The following is a 20349-nucleotide window of genomic DNA, read 5'->3' as shown; positions in this document are numbered from 1 at the left end:
CTAGGCCACGCCGAGCTTCTCGACGTTCACGAGGAACGCCTTGAACTCGGGGGTCTGGACGTTCGCGTCGCCGACGAACGGGGTGAGCGTGTTCGCGAGGTAGCCCGGCTTCGTGAGCCCCTCGAAGCCCCAGTGGATGGGGATCCCCACCGTGTGGACCGTCTTGCCCGCCACGGTGAGCGGCCGGATGCGCTTGGTGACCACCGCCTTCGCCACGATCTCGCCGCGGTTCGAGCGCACCTTGATCCGCTCGCCGTCGCGGATCCCCTTCTCCTTGGCGAGCGCCTCGCCGATCTCCACGAACTGCTCGGGCTGCAGCACGGCGGGGATGCGCGCGTGCTTCGTCCAGAAGTGGAAGTGCTCGGTGAGCCGGTAGGTCGTGGCGGCGTACGGGAAGTGCTCCGCCGTCCCGAGCGCGGCCTTGTCCTCGGCGTAGATGCGCGCGGCCGGGTTCGTGCTCGCGACCGGCTTCTCGTGCATCGGGTTCCGCGCGAGCGGGCTCTCGAACGGCTCGTAGTGCTCGGGGAACGGACCCTCCGCCATCTTGTCCGCGCCGAACAGCCGCCCCACGCCCTCGGGGTTCATGATGAACGGCGCCATCCCCGACTCGGGCGGCTGGTCCACCTTGAAGTCCGGCACGTCCGCCCCGACCCACTTCTCGCCGTTCCACTTCACGAGCGTGCGGCGCGGGTCCCAGGGCTTGCCGGTCGGATCGCAGGAGGCGGCGTTGTAGAGGACGCGCCGGTTCAGGGGCCAGGCCCAGGCCCACGCCGGGGCGAGCCCGAGCCCGCTCGGATCGGCCGTCTCGCGGCGGGCCATGTTGTTCTTGTCGGTGTAGCTGCCGGTGTAGATCCAGCAGCCCGCCGCCGTGGAGCCGTCGTCGGTGAGCTGGCCGAACGTGGTGAGCTGGTCGCCGCGCTTCACCAGGATCTTCGTCTTGTCCTTCGGGTCGGGGAGATCGGCGAGCGCCCAGCCGTTGTACTCGCGCGCCACCTCCTCGGCGGACGGCGCGGAGGCGATGGCGTACGGCCAGGTGAGCTTGACGATCGGATCCGGGAACGTCCCGCCCTCCTTCGCGTAGAGCCGGCGGATCCGGCCGAAGAGCTCGCCGACGATCTCGAGGTCCGTCTTCGCCTCGCCGGGCGGCTCCGCCCCCTTGAAGTGCCACTGCAGCCAGCGGCTCGAGTTCGTGAGCGAGCCGTCCTCCTCGGCGAAGCAGGTGGACGGCAGCCGGAACACCTCGGTCTCGATCTTGGAGGGCTCGACCGGGTTGAACTCGCCCGCGTTCCTCCAGAACGTGGAGGTCTCCGTGACGAGCGGGTCGATCACCACGAGGAACTTGAGCTTCGAGAGCCCGTCGATCACCTTGGCCTTGTTCGGCGCCGAGGCGAGCGGGTTGAAGCCCTGGCAGATGTACCCGTTCACCTTCCCCTGGTGCATGAGGTCGAACACCGCGAGGAGGTCGTAGAGCTTGTCGAGCTTCGGCAGGTACTCGTAGGCGAACTGGTTCTCCTTCGTCGCGGCCTCGCCCCACCACGCCTTCTGCAGCGAGACGAAGAACTTGGGGTAGTTCTGCCAGTAGCTCATCTGCCCCGGGCGCAGCGGCTTCAGGGTGCGCGGCGCGAGATAGGCGTCGAGGTCCTTGTCCGTCTCCTTCGGGATCGTGAGGTAGCCCGGGAGCAGGTCGGAGAGCACGCCGAGATCGGTGAGCCCCTGGATGTTGGAGTGGCCGCGCAGCGCGTTCACCCCGCCGCCCGCCATCCCCATGTTGCCGAGCAGGAGCTGGATCATCGCCATCGAGCGGATGTTCTGCGAGCCGACCGAGTGCTGGGTCCAGCCGAGCGCGTAGAGGCTCGTCATGGTCCGGTCGGCGGGCGCGGTGGACGCGATGGTCTTGCAGACCTGGAGGAACTCCTCCTGCTTCGCCCCGGTGATCGACGAGACCATCTCGGGCGTGTAGCGGGAGTAGTGCTTCTTCAGGAGCTGGTAGACGCAGCGCGGATCCTGGAGCGTCGGATCGACCTTGGCGAAGCCGTCCGGCCCGAGCTCGTAGGTCCAGCTCGCCTTGTCGTACTTGCGGCCCGCCTCGTCGTAGCCGGAGAAGAGCCCGTCGTCGAAGGTGAAGTCGGCGCGGACGATGAACGACGCGTTCGTGTACGCCTTGACGTAGTCGTGCTGGATGGCGTCGTTCGAGAGCAGGTAGTTCATGACGCCGCCCAGGAACGCGATGTCCGTCCCGGGGCGGATCTGCACGAACTGATCGGCGACGGCGGCGGTGCGCGTGAAGCGCGGGTCCACCACGATGAGCCGCGCCTTGTTGTGCGCCTTCGCCTCGGTCACCCACTTGAAGCCGCACGGGTGCGCCTCGGCGGGGTTCCCGCCCATCACGATGATGACGTTGGCGTTCTTGATGTCCGCCCAGTGGTTCGTCATCGCGCCACGGCCGAACGAGGTGGCCAGACCGGCCACGGTGGGGCCGTGTCAGACACGTGCCTGGTTGTCGAGCGCGGTCATCCCCATCGCGCGGAACACCTTGTGGGTGAGGTATCCCGACTCGTTCGAGGACGCGCTCGCGGCGAGCATCCCGACGCTGGTCCAGCGGTTCACCGGGACGCCGGCGGCGTTCTTCGCGATGAAGTTCTTGTCGCGATCGTCCTTCATGAGCCGGGCGATCCGGTCGAGCGCCCACTCCCAGGTGACGCGCTGCCACTCGCTCGAGCCGGGCGCGCGGTACTCCGGGAACTTGAGCCGGTGCGGGCTGTTCACGAAGTCGAGCAGGCTCGCGCCCTTGGGGCAGAGCGTGCCGCGGTTCACCGGGTGGTCCGGATCTCCCTCGATGTGCACCAGCCGGAGGCGCGCGTTCTTCGAGCGGTCTCCGAGCCCGTACATGAGGATGCCGCACCCGACGGAGCAGTACGGGCAGGTGTTCCGCGTCTGCGTCGTGGAGGCGAGCTTGAAGTTGCGGACGTCGGCGAGGACGCGATCCGGCGCGAAGCCGAGGGCGCCCAGGCTGGTAGCGCCGATTCCGGACGTGGTCAGCTTGAGGAACTGCCGTCGAGACAGGTTCATGGATGGTCTCCGGGATCGTCCCTGGTGCCGCCCTGGCATGCTGGCCCTGTGTGCGGCAGAAGGTCGCGGAATTTTGGGGAATCCTGCTCCGGGACCAAATTGTGCTGATCGCCCGCCGTCATGACGCATCGCGACGGCGCGCTGCGGGAGGATGGCAGCGCCTGGCGCCGTTCCGCGCGCTCGCGTGCCGACCGCCGGACGGAGCGAGAGCCACCTCCCGAGAGACGCCGTCATGCAGCCTCCACGGACCGGCCGGCATCGGCGAGGGACCCGGGCTCGCAGCTCCGGCCGGGGCGTCGTATCCTGCGCGGTCATGGTCGTCCGAATCGAAGACGTCGCGCCGGTGGTGCGCGAGGCGCAGTACGCCGTCCGAGGCCCGATCGTCGCCCGCGCGCAGGAGCTCGAGCGCCAGGGGCGCGAGATCATCTACTGCAACATCGGGAACCCCCAGGCCCTCGGCCAGCGGCCGATCTCATGGGTCCGGCAGGTGCTGGCGCTCGTGGAGTACCCGGAGCTGCTCGACCGCGCGCCCGCCGGGACCTTTCCGGCGGACGCCGTCGAGGTCGCGCGGCACGTGCTCCGCGCCTCGGAGCACGGCCTCGGGGCCTACACGGAGAGCAAGGGCCTCCGCTTCGTGCGCGACGCGATCGCCGACTTCATCCACGCCCGCGACGGGATCCAGGCGGATCCCGAGGCGATCTTCCTCACCGACGGAGCGAGCAAGGGTGTCCAGTCGGTGCTCCGGCTCCTCATCGCGGACGCCCGCGACGGCGTCCTCATCCCGACCCCGCAGTACCCGCTCTACTCGGCGACCATCACGCTCTACGGCGGCGCGGCGGTGCCGTACACGCTGGACGAGGCGGCGCAGTGGGGGCTCTCCCTCGCCGACCTGGAGCGCTCGTACGAGCAGGCGCGCGCCCGCGGGATCCGGCCCCGGGCGATCTGCGTCATCAACCCCGGCAACCCCACCGGCGCCGTGCTCGACGCGAGGAACGTGGAGGACGTGCTCCGCTTCGCGCGCGAGCGCGGGCTCGCGGTGCTCGCGGACGAGGTCTACCAGGACAACGTCTACCTGCCCGGCGACCGGTTCGTGTCGTTCGCGAGCGTGCTCGAGCGGCTCGGCCTCCGCGACGTCTCGCTCTTCAGCTTCCACTCCGTCTCGAAGGGCTACCTGGGCGAGTGCGGGCACCGGGGCGGCTACCTCGAGTGCCGCAACGTGCCCCCGGCGGTGATGGACGAGATCACGAAGCTCCAGTCGATCGCGCTGTGCGCGAACTCGGTCGGGCAGATCGTGACCTACCTGCTCGTCCGGCCGCCGCTGCCCGGCGAGCCGTCCCATGGGACCTGGACGCGAGAGCGGGGCGAGGTCCTCGAGAGCCTCCGCCGCCGTGCCGCGATCGTGGAGCGCGGCCTCGACGCGATCCCCGGCATCTCGTGCAACCGGGTGGCCGGCGCGATGTACGCGTTCCCGCGGATCACCCTGCCCGAGGGCGCGACCGACACCGAGTGGTGCCTCGCGCTCCTCGAGGAGACCGGCATCTGCGTCGTCCCCGGCTCCGGCTTCGGCCAGCAGGCCGGCACCTGGCACTTCCGCACCACCATCCTGCCGCCCGTCGAGCAGCTCGAGGCGGTGGTGGAGCGGATCGGCCGCTTCCACGTGAGCTTCTGCGAGCGTCGCCGGCGGTGAGCCAAGCCTGACGCCGGGCCCGCGCGAGCGCGGCGCCTCGCGCGCGATCACGCCGGAAGGAGCGGGCCGATCGCACCGAGCAGGTCGGCGAGCCGGGTCGGCTTTCCCAGGTGGAGGTCGAAGCCGGCCTCCCGGGCCCGCGCCCGGTCCTCGGGGCCCACGTAGCCCGTCAGGGCGACGAGCGGGACCCTGCGCAGGCCGGGATCGGCCCGCATCGCGCGCGCGACCCCGTAGCCGTCGAGGTCCCCTGGCAGCCCGATGTCGCAGATGACGAGATCCGGCGCTCTTTTCCGGGCGGCCGCGAGCCCCGCCTCGCCGTCGGACGCGAGCGTGACCTCCATCCCCTCGAGCTCGAGCGCATCGCGCAACGTCTCCGCGGCGTCCGCGTTGTCCTCGACGACGAGCACGTGCGCGACGCGCGGCGGGGCACTTGGCGCCGCCGCCTCCGCCGCCGCGAGGGGCGGATCGAGGAGCGGCAGGCGCACCGCGACCTCCGTCCCGGCGCCCCGGCCGGCGCTCGTCGCGCTCACCGTGCCGCCGTGCAGCTCGACGAGGCGCTTCACGAGGCTGAGGCCGAGGCCGAGGCCGCCGCGGGAGCGCGCGAGGCTGCGGTCCGCCTGCGAGAACGGCTCGAAGATGCGCGGGAGGACGTCCGGCTCGATCCCCTCCCCCGTGTCGCGGACCTCGAGGAGCGCGGCGCGCGCCGGCCCTTCCTCGAGCCGCACCGTGACCGCGCCGCCGCGCGGCGTGAACTTCGCCGAGTTGGCGAGCAGGTTTCCCACCACCTGCGCGAGCCGGGTCTCGTCGCCCTCCACGTGGAGCGGCGCCGGCGGCAGCTGCAGGATCAGCGCGACGCCGATGGCGTCGAACCCGGCGCGGTGGTCCTCGACGGTGTCGCGGACGACGCGCGCGAGATCGAGCCGCTTTCTGACGAGCTGGATGCTCCCGCGCGTGATCCGGGTGAGGTCGAGGAGGTCGTCGACGAGCCGCGAGAGGTGCCCGATCTGGCGATCGATGACCTCGCGCGCCCGCGCGGCGCGTGCCGGGTCGTCCGGAGCGCGCGCGAGGAGGTGGAGCGCGTTCCGGATGGGCGCGAGCGGATTCCGGAGCTCGTGGGACAGGATCCCGAAGAACTCGTCCTTGCGTCGATCGGCCTCCGCGAGCTGCTCGGCGATGGCGCGGTAGCGCGCCTCGCTCTCCTGGCGCGCGCGCTCCGCCGACTTCTCGGAGGTGAGGTCGATGACGAACGCAGCGACGCCGTCCTCCTGGATCGAGAGGCCGACGAGGATCGGCACCCGCGTGCCGTCGCCCCGCACGCACTCGCTCTCGTGTCGCGCGCCGACCTCCGGGTGCAGCCACTCCGGCGGCCGCACCGGCCCCAGCCGGAACCGCTCGGCCTCGAACTCTTCCCGCGTTCGGCCGACGATGCGCAGGTACTCGTCGTTCGCGAACTGCACGGTGGCGTCTTTGCTGATGAAGAGGATGCCGATGGGGGCGTCCTTCGCGAACCGCTGGAAGCGGCTCACCTCCGCCTCCATCGCGCTGAGCCGGAGCTGCTGAGCGAGCAGGCTCATGTCTGCTGCCATGCCTCCGAGGTCCCGCGTCTCGGCGAAAGCTGCGTCCGGCGAGCCGGCGAGGCGCGCTCGCCCAGCCGTGGCGCGCCCGTCCCTCCGTCAAGGCAGCCCTGACGCGCTCACCCCGCTCGGTGCCGGCGCCTGGCGTTCGGCGGAGCCCGCCACTGCGGGTATATGGTCGTGGTGATGAAAGGGCATCTCCTCGAGGTGGACGAGGTCGCGGCGCTGATCCGCGAGGGGGAGACGCTGCTGCTCGCCGGGGACGAGACCCCCCTCAGCCGGCTGCCCAGGGGCAGGTGGATCGGGGGGACCATCCCGTACTTCATGAGCGAGGAAGGCGGCGTGGTCGATCGCCACCGCATCTTCGTCGAGCGGCTCCCCGCGCCCTCGGAGTACGTCGCGATCCGCCGCTACGACGAGCGCGAGATCGCGCGGGTGTATTCGGACCTGCCCGCGGGCTCGATGGGCGTGATCATCGCTCCGTACGCGAGCCGCGTGCATCTCTCGTTCGCGCTGAACGCGCCCAGGTACGAGAAGTTCGCCACCGCCCCGCTGTTCGGGTGGATCTCCGGGGTCCACCTCTCCGAGATCGGCAAGACGAGGCCCAAGGTGTTCGAAGGCACCACGGCCGAGGCGCTGGAGCACCACGCCGTCGTGATGCAGGTCGCCTTCCCGCCCGGCGTGCGCGCGGAGATCGGGATCCTCAACATCTTCGAGGCGGGGACCGGGCCCACGATCACCTTCCCGGCGACCGGCTTCTCGGCGACCCTCGCGGAGATCGACGGCCGGGAGCGCAACTTCGCCGAGTACGTCGGGGAGACGCGCCTCGACACGCGCCTGCCCCTCGTCGCCGACTACCTCGGCGCGGCGATCAACGTGAGCTTCCAGTCCGTGGACCCATCCCGCGGCGAGGTCCGCTTCTACGCTCCGGTGTTCGCGGGGGTCCGTTACCACCACGCCCGACCGATCGAGGACTACGTGGACGCCTTCGTCTCGGCGCTCCCCACCGGGATCGCCGAGCGCGTCGCCCTCTCGTGCAACTGCGTCGTCAACTTCGTCAACTCGTCGCTCGAGGGCAGGACCACCGGAGACATCGTCGGCCCGATCACCTTCGGCGAGATCGCCTACCAGCTCCTGAACCAGACGATGGTCTACCTCACCGTCTCGCACGCAGGGTGAATCGTCCTCAGAACGGCGGCGACGGCACCGCCGGGCACGCCGACACGTCGCCGAGCGAGCAGGGCCAGGCGCCTCCGCAGCTGAACGCCGCGGGATCGTCCACGTAGACGAGGCACGCGGCGGGATCCCAGCACTCGCGGAAGCCGCCCGTGACCCCGGCCACGGTGCGGAAGCCCACCGCGGCGCGCCCGGCCGCCGCCGCGTCGAAGGAGGCGGTCGCGACGAGCAGGTCGCCCTGGGCGTTCCGGAACGCGTAGGTGAACGTGCCGCTCCGGTCGGCGTAGCCCTCGAAGCGGTAGCCGAACTGCGCGAGGCCGAAGCCGTCCTGGTCGAGGAGGAGCCCGATCCGCACCGGCTCCGCGGAGCGGTCGTACTCCACGCCCATCCGCCCCCGCGGCGTGCCGGCGTCGGCCATCCCGAGCGACCAGAGCGCGTCGAAGTCGAGCCCGAGCGTTCCCTTCCCGAGCGAGGCGGACGCGCCCTCGAACGAGCCGGCGAGCACGGTCGTCCAGGCGCCGCCGCCGGAGACGCGCGCGTCGAACGCGTACGCGAACGTGGGCGGCGCCTCCGGGCCCGCAGGGTACTGGCGCAGGAGCGTCACGCGGAGCTCGCGCCCCGGGTGCCGTCCGTCGGGGAAGGGCCCCCAGCCGCGGGCGTCCACCTGCCTCCAGGAGGGCGGCTCGCGCCGGACGACGTCCACGAGCCCGAGCAGGAACTCGACCGCGGAGTTCAGCCGGTCCGACTCCGGCTTGGCGCGCAGCCACGTGTCGGCCGCGCGCGTGGGGCAGGCCGCGACCTGCGCCGAGGCTCCGGCGCTCGCCGCCGCGTCCTGCGGGACCTCCACGCGCAGATCGGCGCGGCTCGGCACGGCGGCCAGGAACCGGAGGTCCTCGGTCGAGTAGTCGCCGCAGGCGCAGAGGCCCAGGCAGAGCGCGAGGACGATCAGCCTATTCACCGAGCGCATACTCCACCCCCAGCATCCCCTCGACGAACCCGAGGCTCCGGTTCTCGTCGACGTTGTAGAAGAGGTACGAGAGCCGCAGGCGCGCCACGGCGGCGAGGCGCGGAGAGGCGCGCCAGGCGGCGCCGCCCACGAGCCCCGGCGTCACGGTGAAGAACGTCTGGCTCGGCAGCTCCTCGCGCGCCGGGAAGCTGCGCCCGAGGAACGTGAGCCCGATCCGCGCGCCCGCCGAGAGCACCACCGGTCCGAGGACGAGGTCCTTCCAGAGCGAGGCGCCCCCCGCGATCTCGGCGAACTTCACCGGGATGGGCTCGACGCCCGGCATCCGCAGCGTGCCGGCGCCGCCACCCAGCGCGGCGTCGATCCCCCAGGCGAGCCCGCGCCCGAGATCGTCGCGGACCGCGAGCTCGAGCCCGCCGAGCGCCGCGGGCGGGAAGAGCCCGTCGCGCGCGGCGCGGTCGAAGAAGCGCTGCGCGCCGAGCCCGGCCAGGAGGGCCCAGCGCGTGCCCGAGAAGCCCTTCTGCGGGTCGCGATCGAGCCGGACCCGGTCCATGCGCGCGTCGTCCACGACGGCCGGCGCGGCGCCGGTCACGGCCACCGGCGCGACGAGGAGCGCCGAGTCGTCGGCAAGCCGCTTCTTCACGGTGTACCGGCCCGCCGGGAGCGCGACGCGCCGCTCCACCCCTGCCCCCTTCGCCACCTCGGCGACGGCGCGGCCTGCGCCGTCGAGCACGACGTAGAGCCCCTCCGCGGCCGCGGGCAGGAGGAGCCCTCCTGCGACCGGGGCGAGGTCCGTGAGGACGAGATCGCCGGAGCCGCCGAGGTCGTAGAGGAACACCGGGTGCTGGACGCCCCCCGCGCTCGAGGCGGTGGAGCCGACGGTGCGCGCGTACGCGTAGGCGTAGGCCTCGGCGAGCGTGACGCGCCCGTCGCCGGAGGCGTCCGCCGCGCCGAGGAGGCCCGACGCCAGGTGATGGGTGAACCAGCTCGCCCCGATGGTGTCCGACTCCTGCGAGTCCTCGTCCCCGGCGGACGAGGCGATGAGCACGAGCCCGCGGGGCCCCTCCTCCGCCGCCGAGACGTCGAAGGCCGGCGCGGGGCGGACGCCCTTCGCCCGGGCGATGGCCCCCGAGCGGCAGGAGTCCACGAGGCCCACGCGGACGTCGGCGGGCGCGGCCTCGAGCGCGGCGCGGAGGTCGCCGAACGGCACGCGGCCGCTCCCGAGCCGGAGCGCCCCGTCCTTCGCGTGCCCGGAGTAGTAGACGAGCAGCACGGTGCGCTCGCCGCGCGCGCGCGCCGCGCCGGCGCGGTCCGAAAGCTCTCCGAGCGCGCGCATGAGCTCGCCGGCGCTGCCGGAGAGGATGAGCCGCGCGTCCTCCGGCCTGACCCCGCCGACGCGCGTGAGGATCCCGTGGATGCGGCGCGCGTCGCGCTCGGCGTAGCGCAGCTTCGCGGTCCCGGGCCCGCCGTCGGGCGCGCCCGCGACGAGCGCGAAGCGGTGCGGCTCCGCCGCGCCGGCTCCGGCGGCGAGCGCGAGGAGCGCGGCGGCGGCGAGCGCCCGGGTCACGGCCGCCCTCGCACGAGCGGCCGGACGATCACCGCGGGCCCCGCCCCGGCGGCGCCCTCCGCCCCGCGCCGCTCGAGCCGGGCCCGCAGCGCGCCCACGTCCACGGGGCGGTCGTCGAGCACCGCCACGAGCGCCCCCTCCCCCGCGCCCGTCCACGCGAACGCGTCCCCCACCGCCCCCGCCGTGGCCGGCCCGGCGAAGAGGACCGCCACGCCGTCCCCGTCCACGAGCGCCACCGCGGCGTGCGCGTGACGCGACGCGGGGAGCCCGACGCGCAGCGACGCGCCCGCCGGCACCGGCTCGGCCTCCCCGAGCGTCCGCACGCGGCCGCCCTCGCTCGCCCACAGGGTGAGCTCGAGGGCGCCCTTGGCGCGCCAGTCCTGCGTGTCCGGCCCGGGCGCGAGCCGCTGGAGGAGCGGCACCGCCGCCACGGCGACGAGGAGGGCCGCGAGCGCCAGCCCTGCGCGGAGGAGGCGGCGGCGCGGGGCCGCGGCCGGCGCGTCCGCGCGGGCGAGCCCCTCCGCGACGCCCGCGGCGAACCGCTCGAACGGGAGCGACGCGTGGAGCGCCTCGCGCTCGCGCGCGAGCTCGCGCGCCGAGGCCTGGCACCGCGCGCAGCCGGCGAGGTGCCCCTCGGTGCGGGAGCGCTCGTCGCCCGTCAGCTCGCCCGCCTCGAGCCGGCGGATCCGGGAGATCGAGCACGCGACGCCGGGGCCGCCCAGCTCGGTCTTCATGGCAGCTCCTCCGGATCCGGCAGGGTCAGGTCGGGGAACGCCTCGCGGAGCGCGCCGCGCGCGGCGCCCAGGAACTCGCGCAGCCGCTTGCGGACGGTCGGGAGGCTGCGGCCGGTCGCCGCCGCGATCTCGGCCTGCGTCAGCTCGTCGACGAAGTAGAGCACGGCGACCTCCTGCGCCTCCACCGGCGCCGCGCCGAGGAGCGCGCGCACGAGCTCGCGGGAGTCCGGCGCGATGCCCTCGCTCACCCGCTCCCGGGCGAGCCGCGTAAGCTCGTCCCGCCACGCCGCCCGCGAGGCGCGCAGGACGTTGAGACAGTGGTGCGTCGCGGCGGTGAGGAGATAGGCGCTCGGCGAGGCGGCGGCGCGCAGCTCGGGGAGCGCGCGCAGCGCGCGGACGAAGACCTCCTGCGCCGCGTCGCGCGCCCCCTCCTCGTCGCGCAGCAGGTAGCGGCAGCGCGCGAGCACGCCCGCGGCGTGCCGGCGGTAGAGCTCCTCGACGAGCCCCGCCGCCGGCGTGGCCGCGGGGAGCGGGCCGGCGGGGCCGGCCCTCCCTCCCGCGATGACCTCGAGCCGCGCCATCCGCCCCGCTCAGGGGAGGCCGAGCGTCGAGTACTGCGGCTCGCCCTGGAAGGCGCTCGCGCAGGCCGACACGTCGCCGAAGGCCGGATCGGTGTCGTAGGTGAGCGCGAAGGCGCCCGCCTTGCCCGCCCAGCACTCGCTCGCGCCGTAGTCGAACGTCCAGCTCCCGTTCACGTCCTCGGCGAAGACCCGCGCGTCGCCGCGGCCCGCGCCGGTCCCGTCCCAGCGCGCGTGGAGCGAGAGGTTCACCGGGTTCGCCGCCGGGTCCTGGCCGCGGAACGCCACCTGGAGGTCCCCGCCGGCGCCCGTCGCGACGAACGCGTACGCGGCGTCGAGCGGGTTCCCGTTCTGCTCGTCGCGCCCGCCGGCGAGCTGCGCGTCGACGCGGGCCTCGGCGGTGGTGTCGTACTGGATCGTCAGCGTCCCGTAGCGCTGCTCGGACTCCGGGAGCTGGCGCGCGTTGTCGAAGGAGACGGTGAGCTGCCCCTTGCCGCGGCCGGGGCCGGCGGGCTCGGCGACGCCGCTCACGATGGAGAGGAACGGGCCGGGCACGAGGAGGTTCATGGCCGAGAGCTCGTAGGTGAACTTGCCCTCCTCGACCTTCGTGACGACGAGCTGCCAGCGCTTCACCTTGAGCCCGACCTTGCTCTCCTCGTCCCAGGGGCCCCAGGTGCACGTGTCGCCGCTGCAGGCGGTCGGCGGGAGGAGCGTGACGAGGCGGAGCGTCGCGAGCGTCCACCACGCGCCGCCGTTCACGGTCCAGGCGGTGACGTAGGACCAGCGCGCGTAGTCCGAGGTCGTCAGGGCGGGGAAGCGGGCGTCGAAGGTCGCCTCGGCGGTCGCGGTGAGCGCGGCCGGGGAGGACGGGGAGGAAGCGTCCGCGCTGTCCTTCGGGGTGTCGATGCGGATGGCGCTCGACTCGGGGACGGCGCTCCGCGCCTCGTCAGGGGTGATGTCCTGCTTCCCGCACGCTGACGCGAGCACGGCGAGGGACAGCGCGGCGATCGTCTTTCTCATCTCGGAGACCTCGGTGGTCGGCCGGATCATTCCGGCGCGGTCTACGGAGAGAGACACGCTCCCCCGCGCGGAATGGAAAGTGCCACCCGCGCCGGGTCGTCAGGAAGGTGGGAGGGGGTGCGCGGGCGGCGGCGCCCCGCGGTCGCGGGACGCCGCCCTCGCGAGCCTCACGCCGCGACGGGAGGGTTGAGGCAGAGCGCCGAGTTGAGCGCCACCACCGCGCGCTTGTAGTCGTCGCGGTTGATGACGAACTGGATGCTCGTCTGGCGCAGCGACTGGGAGACGGCGTTCACGTTGATGCCGTTCTCGGCGAGCGCCGCGGTGGCGCGGGCGAGGACCCCGGGGAACGCGATGTTCGTGCCGATCACGCAGACGATCGCGGAGGGCACGGCGGTCACGACCTCGTAGGCGTTCTCGAGCTCCTCGACGAAGCCCGCGCTCACCGACTTCTCCCAGACGACGTGCGTGATCGAGTTCGCGTTGGTCGCCTTGAGGATGTACGAGACGCCGTGCTTGCGGAACAGCTCCATCACCCCGTAGTCGAAGCCGACCGTCCCGACCATCGAGGGATCGTGGATCTCGACCGCGGTCACCTTCGGCGAGCCGGCGATGATCTCGATGCGCGCCTGCTTGCCGGTGTACTGCTTCGTGATGAGCGTGCCCGGGTGGTCGGGCTCGAAGGTGTTCTTGAGCCGGATGGCGATGCCGGCGAGCTCCATGGGCTTCGCCGCCTTCGGGTGGATCGCCTCCATGCCCACGTCGGCGAGCTGATCGGCGACGTCGTAGTTCGTCATCCCGACCACCACCGCGTTCTCCGCCCCCACGAGCTGGGGATCCGCCGAGGAGAGGTGGAACTCCTTGTGGATGACCGCCTCGTTCGCCTTGATCTCGACGGCGACCTTGCTGAAGGTGACCTCGGAGTAGCCGCGGTCGAACTCCCGCATGATCCCCTCGACGCCCTTCGTGTAGCCGGTGACGACCACCACCTGGTTCGCGAGGTCGACGCCCTTGAACGAGGCGTGGATGCGCTCGTCGATGGTGAACGGCTCGTCGTCGTCGAAGCCGGTGAGGTCCATGAGGGAGGCCGCGACGCCCTTCGCCTTCAGGATCTCGACGCTGTTGAAGGCGCTGTGCGCCTCGCCGATGGCGGCGAGCATCTCGCGCGCGGCGAGCAGCACGTTGTCGCGCCGCAGGTACCCGCTCGCGAGGACGTGGCGCATCGAGTCGAGGTAGGCGCGCAGCTCGCGCATCCGCCGCTCGATGAAGCCGTCGGCGCGGGCGAGATCGAGACCGATCGGGGCGAGGCCCGCGTTGATCTCCTTGAGCTTGGCGGTGAGCCCCTCGAGCGCGCTCGCGTAGTCCGCGCCGTTCGCGAACCGCGCGTAGACGCCGGGCTCGCCGGTCTTCTTGTGCTCGAGGAGCTGGTTCGTCACGCCGGCGTAGGCGGACACGACGTAGACGCGGCCGTGCACGCGCTTCGGGTCGCGCAGCATGATGTTGCGGAGGACGTCCTCGAACGCCGACATCGAGGTGCCACCGATCTTCTCGACGCTGATCATCGAACGGATCCCGCGGGGCTGGATGGTGTGGAGTTCCGGGCGAAAGCCGGGATGATACCAACTGTGGCCGGGATCGCGACCCCCCTGGGGCGCGAGCGGGCGACCGGCGGGGTCCGGGAGCCCGCCGCGAGCGGTCCCGCCACGGCTGAACGGCCGATCATGATTCGCGAACAGGCGAGCGAAGCGAGCCCGCCGGGGCGACGCCGCGGAAGCGGCGAAGCCGCTCGCGGCGGCGCACGGGACCCGGCGAGCAGGGGTGGGGTCCCCGACGACGGCGGTCAGCCGTCGGCGGGGCGGGGGCGCAGCCCCCGTTCAGCTCTCGTTCAGATCATCGAGCCACTGCGGCCAGTGGTTCGCCGGCGAGGCCATCGCCGGGGGGTCGATGCGGGCGAGATCCGTGCGGATCCGCTTGAGCCGCTGCGCGACCGGCTCCTCGGCGCCCCACCACTGCAGGAACACGTCGATCGCGTCGAGGAACAGGCCCGCGCTCGAGCTCACGAACGCGGGCCGCTGCCCCTGCTCCAGGTCGACGAGCAGCACGCGGCCGCTCACCCGCTCGAGGACGAAGACCGCGGCGGGCGGCTCGTCGCCCCAGGACATCGGGTCGCGCATGGAGCCGATCACCCAGCCCGTCACGCCCGCCGTCTCCGCGCCGCCGCTCGCGAACTGCTCGAGCGTGCGGAGCCTCCCGTCGGCGAGCTCGGAGGAGAAGAACGTCGGCCCGGTCCACCCGGGGATGCGGACCTCGCGCGGCACGCCGCGCAGCGCGAGCGTGCGCGCGGCGTTGCCGAGGTCCGGAAGCTTCTCGCGGAGGCGATGGCGCTCGGTGACGACCACGGCGCGCATCATGCCATGGACGCGGGACAGCGCCGAGCCGCCGCCCGGACCACCTCGGACCACACGTCTCCCGGGTCCGGGCGCCTGGCCGGGGAAGCCGGCCTCAGCGCGAGGCGGGCGAGCCCGTCGCGAGCCGCACCGCCTTGCGCAGCCCCGCCAGGCGGAGCCGCTCGAGGGCCTCCGCCGGCGTGAGCCAGACGTGCTCGGCGTGCTCGTCGGAGATGCGGACCTCGAAGCCGGCCGGGAGCCGGGCGGCGAAGGCGGTCTCCTCCGCGAGCCGCAGCGCGCCGCCGGGGAGCCGTGCCAGGACGGGATCGACGCCGAACGCGTGCCGGTAGCCGAGCGGCTCGACCGGCACGTCCGCGCCGGTCTCCTCTCGCAGCTCGCGCCGCGCCGCCTCCGCCTCGCTCTCGCCCACCTCGATGCGCCCGGTCACCGGCTGCCAGAAGCCGCCGCGCGCCTCGCTGCGGCGCAGGAGCAGCACGCGCCCGTCGGCGCCGACCGGCACCACCGAGACCGTGCGCAGGTCCGGGGACGCGTCCTCGCGCGCGCGCCCCAGGGCCTCCGCCGCGTGGGCGGCGAGCCGCTCCTCCACCTCCGGCAGCTCCGGCGCCGCCCTGCCCCGCTCGCGCAGCTCGGCCTCGAGGCTCGTGACCCCGAGGCGCGGATCGGCGATGCCGCACGGCACGATCACCTGGAAGTGGGTGAGGTCGGTGCGGACGTTGAACGCGAAGCCGTGCGAGGTCACCCAGCGCGACAGGTGGACGCCGACCGCGCCGATCTTCTTGCGGCCGACCCAGGCGCCCCGGTGCTCCTCGTGCCGGCCCGCCTCGACCCCGTAGTCCGCGCAGGTGCGGATCATCGCCTCCTCGAGCGCGGCGACGTAGCGGCGCACGTCGGGGCGGTCGGCGAGGTCGACGACGGGGTAGCCGACGATCTGGCCGGGCCCGTGGTAGGTGACGTCGCCCCCGCGGTCGGTGTCGTGCAGCTCGAAGCCCTGCTTCTCGAGCCAGGCCGGGGCGGCGACGATGTTCGCCCGGTCCGCGCCGCGCCCGAGCGTCACGACCGGCGGGTGCTCGAGCAGGAAGAGGTGATCGACCCCGGGCGGCGTCGCAGCCCGCACCGCCTCGCCCGCGAGGCGCATGAGCGCGAGGCCGTCTTCGTACTCGACGCGGCCGAGCCTGTGGACGAGGAGCGTGCGCACGTTCGCGGCGCCCGTCACGCCCGCGCGGGCTCGGCGGCCTCGCCCTTCTTCTTGCGCTCGGGCGGCTTCAACATGTGGATGGGCTCGCCGAGCGCGGTCTTGCACGCCTCCATGAACGCCTCGGGGAGGGTCGGGTGCGCGTGGATGGTGAGCGCGACGTCCTCGAGGTACGCGCCCATCTCGAGCGCCAGCGTGGCCTCGGCGATGAGATCCGCCGCCTCCGGCCCGACCGCCGTCACGCCCAGGAGGAGCTTCGAGGCGCGGTCGGCGACCACCTTCACGAACCCGTCCGTGTGGTCGATCGCGATCGCGCGGCCGAGCGCGCCGAACGAGAACTTCCCGGTGATGGGGTCGTACCCCTGCGCGCGAGCCTCCTCCTCGGAGAGCCCGACGGTGCCGATCTCCGGATCCGTGAAGATGCCGCCCGGCATCGCGACCCAGTCGCGCGCCGACTTCATCCCGGCGATCACCTCCGCCGCGATCTCGCCCTCCTTCGACGCCTTGTGCGCGAGGAACGGCCCACCCGTCACGTCGCCGATCGCGAAGACCGAAGGCACGCTCGTCCTGTACTGCGCGTCGACCTCGATCCCCTTCGGCCCGACCTTCACGCCGATCTTGTCGAGCCCCAGCCCCTCGGGGCTCGGCCGGAACCCGACGGCGACGAGGATCTTGTCGCACTCGATCGTGGTCTCCTTCCCCTCCACCTCGACCTTGACCGCGAGCGCGGCGCCCTTGCGCTCGAACCCCTTCGCCTTCGCGTTCACGTGCACGGTGACGCCGCGCTGGCGCAGGTTCTTCTGCACGAACCGCACGGCCTCCGGGTCGATGCCGGTGAGGATGTTCGGCAGCGCCTCGAGGAACGTGACCTGCGAGCCCAGCTTCGCGTAGACGGTGCCGAGCTCCATCCCGATGATGCCGCCGCCGATGCAGACGAGACGCTTCGGGACCTCCGGGAGATCGACGGCCTCCTTCGCGCTCCACACGTCCTTGCCGTCGAACTTGAAGCCCGGGATCTCGACCGGGCGGCCTCCCGTCGCCACGATGAAGGCCTGCGCCTCGACGCGCGTCCGCTCGCCGTTCTGCTCGACGTCGATGGCCGTGGGCGAGACGAAGGTCGCCGTCCCCTTCACCACCTCGACGCCGTTGCCCTTCTCGAGCAGGCCGACGCCGCTCGTGAGCTTCTTGACCACGCCGTTCTTGAACTCGCGCAGCTTCGCGACGTCCACCTTCGGCTCGCCGGCCACGATGCCGCGCTCGGCCGCGTGCTTGATCTCGTCCACGAGGTTCGCCGCGGCGATGAGCGCCTTCGACGGGATGCAGCCCCAGTTCAGGCACACGCCGCCGAGCGTCTCCTTCTCGACGAGCGCCACCTTCTTCCCGAGCTGCGCGAGCCGGATGGCGGCGGGGTATCCGCCCACGCCGGCGCCGATCACGACGGCGTCGAAGGTCTTGGTGGCCATGGAGCGATCTCCTGGGTGGAGTCCTTGGGTGAAGATGTAACCGCGCGACCTCGCGCGCGCGGGGACTCTATCGGCGGGCCGCCGACGGTCAACACGAAAGCGGCTCCCCCGAGAGGGATGGCCTGCCCGCTCAGCGGGCGCGCTGCCGCTTGCGCCGCCGCGCCTCCTCCTTCTCCGAGAGGATCCGGTGCGTCTCGGGCGCGACGCCGGAGAGCCGCTGCACGACGGCGGCCGCGGCGGCGAGGCCGAACGCGCCAGTGACGAACGCCGCGCTGCCGTACACCTTCGGGCCGCGGCGGCGCTCCTCCGACCCGCGCGGGCGCGCGCCGGGGACACCGCCGTCGTCGCCCGGGAGCGCGAGCGTCTCGCGCGGCGTCTCGACCGACCAGACGGCGAGGACGCCGGTGGGCTCGGCCGCGGAGATCCCGTGCCGCCGGCGCAGGTACTTGCGGACGTCCTTGCCGAGCTGATCGGTGTGCGACTCGCAGAGGTCGGTCACCTGGATGGCGGTGGGATCGAGCCGCCGCGCGGCGCCGAGGGAGGTGACGATGGGGACGCCGAGCGCGAGGCAGCGCTGGATGACGTGGAGCTTCGCGACCACGGTGTCCATCGCGTCCACGACGAACGACACGCCCGCCGGGACGATGCGCTCCGCGCTCGCCTCCGAGTAGAACTCGGCGATCGCGTCCACCCGCACGGCCGGGCTCACCCGCGCGAGGCGGGCCGCCATCTCCTCGACCTTCAGCGCGCCGAACGCGCCCTCGAGCGCGTGGAGCTGGCGGTTCGCGTTCGTCTCGTCCACGCGCTCGCCGTCCACGAGCGTGACCCGCCCGACCCCGGCGCGCACCAGCGCCTCCGCCGCGAAGCTCCCCACCCCGCCAATGCCGAGCACGACCACGTGCGCCTTGCCGAGCCGCTCCATGGCGTCCGCGCCGAGGAGGCGCGCGGTGCGGTCGTGGCGCGGCGAGGCGGGAGCCGGAGCGACCGGGGGATCGGCGGGGCGCGCCGTCTGCGCCCCCCCGACAAGATGCCGACGCGTGTCCATGCGCGCGCTCTTCTACCGCCCCTGGGGCCCGAGCCGGAAGAGCGCCCGCGCGTTCGCGGTGGTGAGCGCGTCCACCTCCTCGACCGAGCGCCCGGTGGCGCGCGCCACGGCCGAGGCGATCTCGGGGAGGAACGCGGGCTCGTTCCGGCCCCGGTGCGGGCGCGGCGTCTGGTCCGGCGCGTCGGTCTCGAGGAGCAGCCGGTCCGGCGGGACCGCCTGGACGGCGGCGATGGGGCGCCGCGCGCGCTCGTAGGTCACCGGGCCGGCGAACGAGAAGTGGAGGCCGAAGCGCAGGTAGCCCTTCACCTGGTCGGCGCTGCCCGAGAAGCTGTGGAGCACGCCGCCCGCGGGGAGCGGCGCCTCCTCGAGGAGCGCGATGAGCGGCTCGTGGAGCTTCAGGCAGTGGAGCACGACCGGGAGCCGGTGCCGCCGGGCGAGGGCGAGGTGCGCGCGGAGCACCCGCACCTGTCGCTCGAGCGGGGCGCCGGCGGCGACGCTCGGCCCGTCGAGCCCGCACTCCCCCACCGCCACCGCGCCGCCCTCGGCGAGCGCGGCCTCGAGCGCCGCCAGGTGCCGCGCGTCGTCCCGCGGGTCGAGCTCGGGGAGGAGCTGCGGGTGGAGGCCGAGCCCGAAGTGCACGCCCGGGTTGGCGCGCGCCCAGCCGGCGAGGCCCGCCCAGCCGTCGGGCCCGATCGCCGGGACGACGACCTCCGAGACGCCCGCCGCCCGCGCGCGCTCGAGGACCCGGTCGCGATCGGGCGCGAACTCGAGCTTGTCGAGGTGACAGTGGGTGTCGATCAGCGCGGGCCTACGCCATGTGCATGAAGAGCAGGTTCGGATCCTCGAGCGTCCGGATGATCTCGTAGCAGAAGGCCGCCGCCTCGTGGCCGTCGATGACGCGGTGGTCGCTCGTGATGGACAGGTGCATCACGTCCCGGACCACGACCTGCCCGTCCCGCACCACGGGGGTGGGCCGGATGCGGTGCACGCCGAGGATGCCCACCTCGGGGTAGTTGAGGACCGGCGTCGCGAACATCCCGCCCAGCGCGCCGAGGCTCGTGATGGTGAAGGTCGAGCGGCCCATGTCCTCCGGCCGCGCCCGCCCGGCCTTCGCGTCCTGCGCGAGCCGCTCGATCTCCCGCGCGAGCTCGACGAGCGAGCGCCGGTCCGCGCCGCGCACCACCGGCACGACGAGCCCCGCGTCCGTCGCGGAGGCGATGCCGATGTCGTGGCGGCGGTGCAGCACGAGCTCGCCGCGCTCGTCGTCCATCGTGGCGTTGAGCTTCGGGAACTTCCTCAGCGCGGCGACGACCGCCTTCACGATGAACGGGAGGAACGTCACCTTCACGCCCTCCTCCTTCGCGGCGGCGGCGATCCGGTCCTTCACCCGCGCGAGCTCCGTCACGTCGCACTGCTCGACGAAGGTGAAGTGCGCGGCGGTCCGCTTGGAGCGGGCCATGTTCTCGGCGATCCGCTTGCGGACCCCGCGGAGCGGCACGCGCTCCTCGGCGCCGCCGCCCTCGGGGCGCAGCGGGATGGGCGCCGCCGGCCGCGCGGGCATGACCTCGGCCGAGGGCGCGGCCCCGCGCTCCGGGCGGCCGTGCCCGTTCGTGGCGTTCCGGAACGCGGCGAGGTCCTCCTTCGTGACGCGCCCGCCCGGCCCGGAGCCGGCCACGGCGTTGATGTCGATCTCGAGCGCGCGCGCGCCCGCGCCGCCGGCGTCGCCAGCGCCTTCTGGCCCGCGGGGCGCGCGGACAGGGCCGGAGCCGCCGCCGGCGCGGCGGCGCGCGGAACGGCCGGCGTCGCGGCCCGGGCCGCGGGCGCCTCCGTGCCGGCCCTCGCCTGGGCCGTGCTCGGCGCCGACGGCGGCGGCGC

Annotated in this window: 16 protein-coding genes; 2 read left to right on the top strand and 14 right to left on the bottom strand. The window is 73.4% G+C overall.

Features of this window, described 5'->3' with window-relative positions; all coding sequences use genetic code 11:
* Window positions 1–3069: a formate dehydrogenase-N subunit alpha gene (gene fdnG / locus MLV88_RS14375; RefSeq protein ID WP_242341063.1), complete on the bottom strand. Its 3069-nt coding sequence runs from the start codon at window positions 3067–3069 to the stop codon at window positions 1–3.
* A 313-nt stretch (window positions 3070–3382) separates the two neighbouring features.
* On the opposite strand from fdnG, the gene MLV88_RS14370 reads away from it, so the two are divergent.
* Window positions 3383–4756, top strand: a complete 1374-nt coding sequence (locus MLV88_RS14370; protein WP_242341062.1) for an aminotransferase class I/II-fold pyridoxal phosphate-dependent enzyme — start codon at window positions 3383–3385, stop codon at window positions 4754–4756.
* A gap of 47 nt (window positions 4757–4803) precedes the next feature.
* On the opposite strand, the gene MLV88_RS14365 is transcribed toward MLV88_RS14370, so the two are convergent.
* Entirely contained in the window at window positions 4804–6330 is a 1527-nt protein-coding gene (locus MLV88_RS14365; protein WP_243337801.1) for a hybrid sensor histidine kinase/response regulator, read from the bottom strand.
* A gap of 186 nt (window positions 6331–6516) precedes the next feature.
* On the opposite strand from MLV88_RS14365, the gene MLV88_RS14360 reads away from it, so the two are divergent.
* The gene (locus tag MLV88_RS14360) at window positions 6517–7509 is read left to right on the top strand and encodes a DUF6976 family protein (RefSeq protein ID WP_242341060.1); all 993 of its coding nucleotides are present in this window, start codon (window positions 6517–6519) and stop codon (window positions 7507–7509) included.
* A 7-nt stretch (window positions 7510–7516) separates the two neighbouring features.
* On the opposite strand, the gene MLV88_RS14355 is transcribed toward MLV88_RS14360, so the two are convergent.
* The 12 genes from MLV88_RS14355 to MLV88_RS14300 all read right to left on the bottom strand — a co-directional run.
* A complete protein-coding gene (locus MLV88_RS14355; protein ID WP_242341059.1) occupies window positions 7517–8464 on the bottom strand; it encodes a hypothetical protein in 948 nt (315 codons plus the stop codon).
* Complete coding sequence (locus tag MLV88_RS14350; RefSeq protein ID WP_242341058.1) at window positions 8457–10037, bottom strand: caspase family protein; 1581 nt, start codon at window positions 10035–10037, stop codon at window positions 8457–8459. Before MLV88_RS14350 ends, MLV88_RS14355 begins: the two co-directional genes overlap by 8 nt.
* Window positions 10034–10771 carry an anti-sigma factor gene (locus MLV88_RS14345; RefSeq protein WP_242361467.1) on the bottom strand — a complete coding sequence of 246 codons (738 nt, stop codon included), beginning with the start codon at window positions 10769–10771 and terminating at the stop codon, window positions 10034–10036. The genes MLV88_RS14350 and MLV88_RS14345 overlap by 4 nt, the downstream gene beginning before the upstream one ends.
* Entirely contained in the window at window positions 10768–11352 is a 585-nt protein-coding gene (locus MLV88_RS14340; protein ID WP_242341190.1) for an RNA polymerase sigma factor, read from the bottom strand. Before MLV88_RS14340 ends, MLV88_RS14345 begins: the two co-directional genes overlap by 4 nt.
* A 9-nt stretch (window positions 11353–11361) precedes the next feature.
* Complete coding sequence (locus MLV88_RS14335) at window positions 11362–12369, bottom strand: hypothetical protein (protein WP_242341189.1); 1008 nt, start codon at window positions 12367–12369, stop codon at window positions 11362–11364.
* A 167-nt stretch (window positions 12370–12536) separates the two neighbouring features.
* Window positions 12537–13928, bottom strand: coding sequence for an aspartate kinase (locus tag MLV88_RS14330; RefSeq protein WP_242341188.1), 1392 nt, complete (start codon window positions 13926–13928; stop codon window positions 12537–12539).
* A 312-nt stretch (window positions 13929–14240) separates the two neighbouring features.
* A complete protein-coding gene (locus tag MLV88_RS14325) occupies window positions 14241–14765 on the bottom strand; it encodes an SUKH-4 family immunity protein (RefSeq protein WP_242355018.1) in 525 nt (174 codons plus the stop codon).
* A gap of 103 nt (window positions 14766–14868) precedes the next feature.
* A complete protein-coding gene (gene lipB, locus MLV88_RS14320) occupies window positions 14869–15969 on the bottom strand; it encodes a lipoyl(octanoyl) transferase LipB (protein WP_242341192.1) in 1101 nt (366 codons plus the stop codon).
* Between the two features lie 14 nt (window positions 15970–15983).
* Window positions 15984–17429 (bottom strand): dihydrolipoyl dehydrogenase, encoded by a 1446-nt coding sequence (gene lpdA / locus MLV88_RS14315; protein WP_242341186.1) that lies wholly within the window; start codon window positions 17427–17429, stop codon window positions 15984–15986.
* 130 nt (window positions 17430–17559) lie between these two features.
* Entirely contained in the window at window positions 17560–18474 is a 915-nt protein-coding gene (locus MLV88_RS14310; protein WP_242361469.1) for a tRNA threonylcarbamoyladenosine dehydratase, read from the bottom strand.
* Between the two features lie 12 nt (window positions 18475–18486).
* Window positions 18487–19275, bottom strand: coding sequence for a TatD family hydrolase (locus tag MLV88_RS14305; RefSeq protein WP_242372609.1), 789 nt, complete (start codon window positions 19273–19275; stop codon window positions 18487–18489).
* A gap of 7 nt (window positions 19276–19282) precedes the next feature.
* Window positions 19283–20349 (bottom strand): dihydrolipoamide acetyltransferase family protein (locus tag MLV88_RS14300; protein WP_243337800.1); only part of this gene is annotated, 1067 nt, incomplete at its 5' end.

It is taken from the genome of Anaeromyxobacter soli (genome assembly GCF_022808855.1).
GTDB lineage: Bacteria > Myxococcota > Myxococcia > Myxococcales > Anaeromyxobacteraceae > Anaeromyxobacter > Anaeromyxobacter soli.
This window is presented reverse-complemented; position numbering and strand designations above follow the sequence as displayed.

What these genes read in the sequence shown, in the direction of transcription:
- MLV88_RS14370 (WP_242341062.1), top strand. Translation starts at nt 3,383, where the DNA reads ATGGTCGTCCGAATCGAAGACGTCGCGCCGGTGGTGCGCGAGGCGCAG.
- MLV88_RS14365 (WP_243337801.1), bottom strand. Translation starts at nt 6,330, where the DNA reads ATGAGCCTGCTCGCTCAGCAGCTCCGGCTCAGCGCGATGGAGGCGGAG.
- MLV88_RS14360 (WP_242341060.1), top strand. Translation starts at nt 6,517, where the DNA reads ATGAAAGGGCATCTCCTCGAGGTGGACGAGGTCGCGGCGCTGATCCGC.
- MLV88_RS14345 (WP_242361467.1), bottom strand. Translation starts at nt 10,771, where the DNA reads ATGAAGACCGAGCTGGGCGGCCCCGGCGTCGCGTGCTCGATCTCCCGG.
- MLV88_RS14340 (WP_242341190.1), bottom strand. Translation starts at nt 11,352, where the DNA reads ATGGCGCGGCTCGAGGTCATCGCGGGAGGGAGGGCCGGCCCCGCCGGC.
- MLV88_RS14335 (WP_242341189.1), bottom strand. Translation starts at nt 12,369, where the DNA reads ATGAGAAAGACGATCGCCGCGCTGTCCCTCGCCGTGCTCGCGTCAGCG.
- MLV88_RS14330 (WP_242341188.1), bottom strand. Translation starts at nt 13,928, where the DNA reads ATGATCAGCGTCGAGAAGATCGGTGGCACCTCGATGTCGGCGTTCGAG.
- lpdA (WP_242341186.1), bottom strand. Translation starts at nt 17,429, where the DNA reads ATGGCCACCAAGACCTTCGACGCCGTCGTGATCGGCGCCGGCGTGGGC.
- MLV88_RS14310 (WP_242361469.1), bottom strand. Translation starts at nt 18,474, where the DNA reads ATGGACACGCGTCGGCATCTTGTCGGGGGGGCGCAGACGGCGCGCCCC.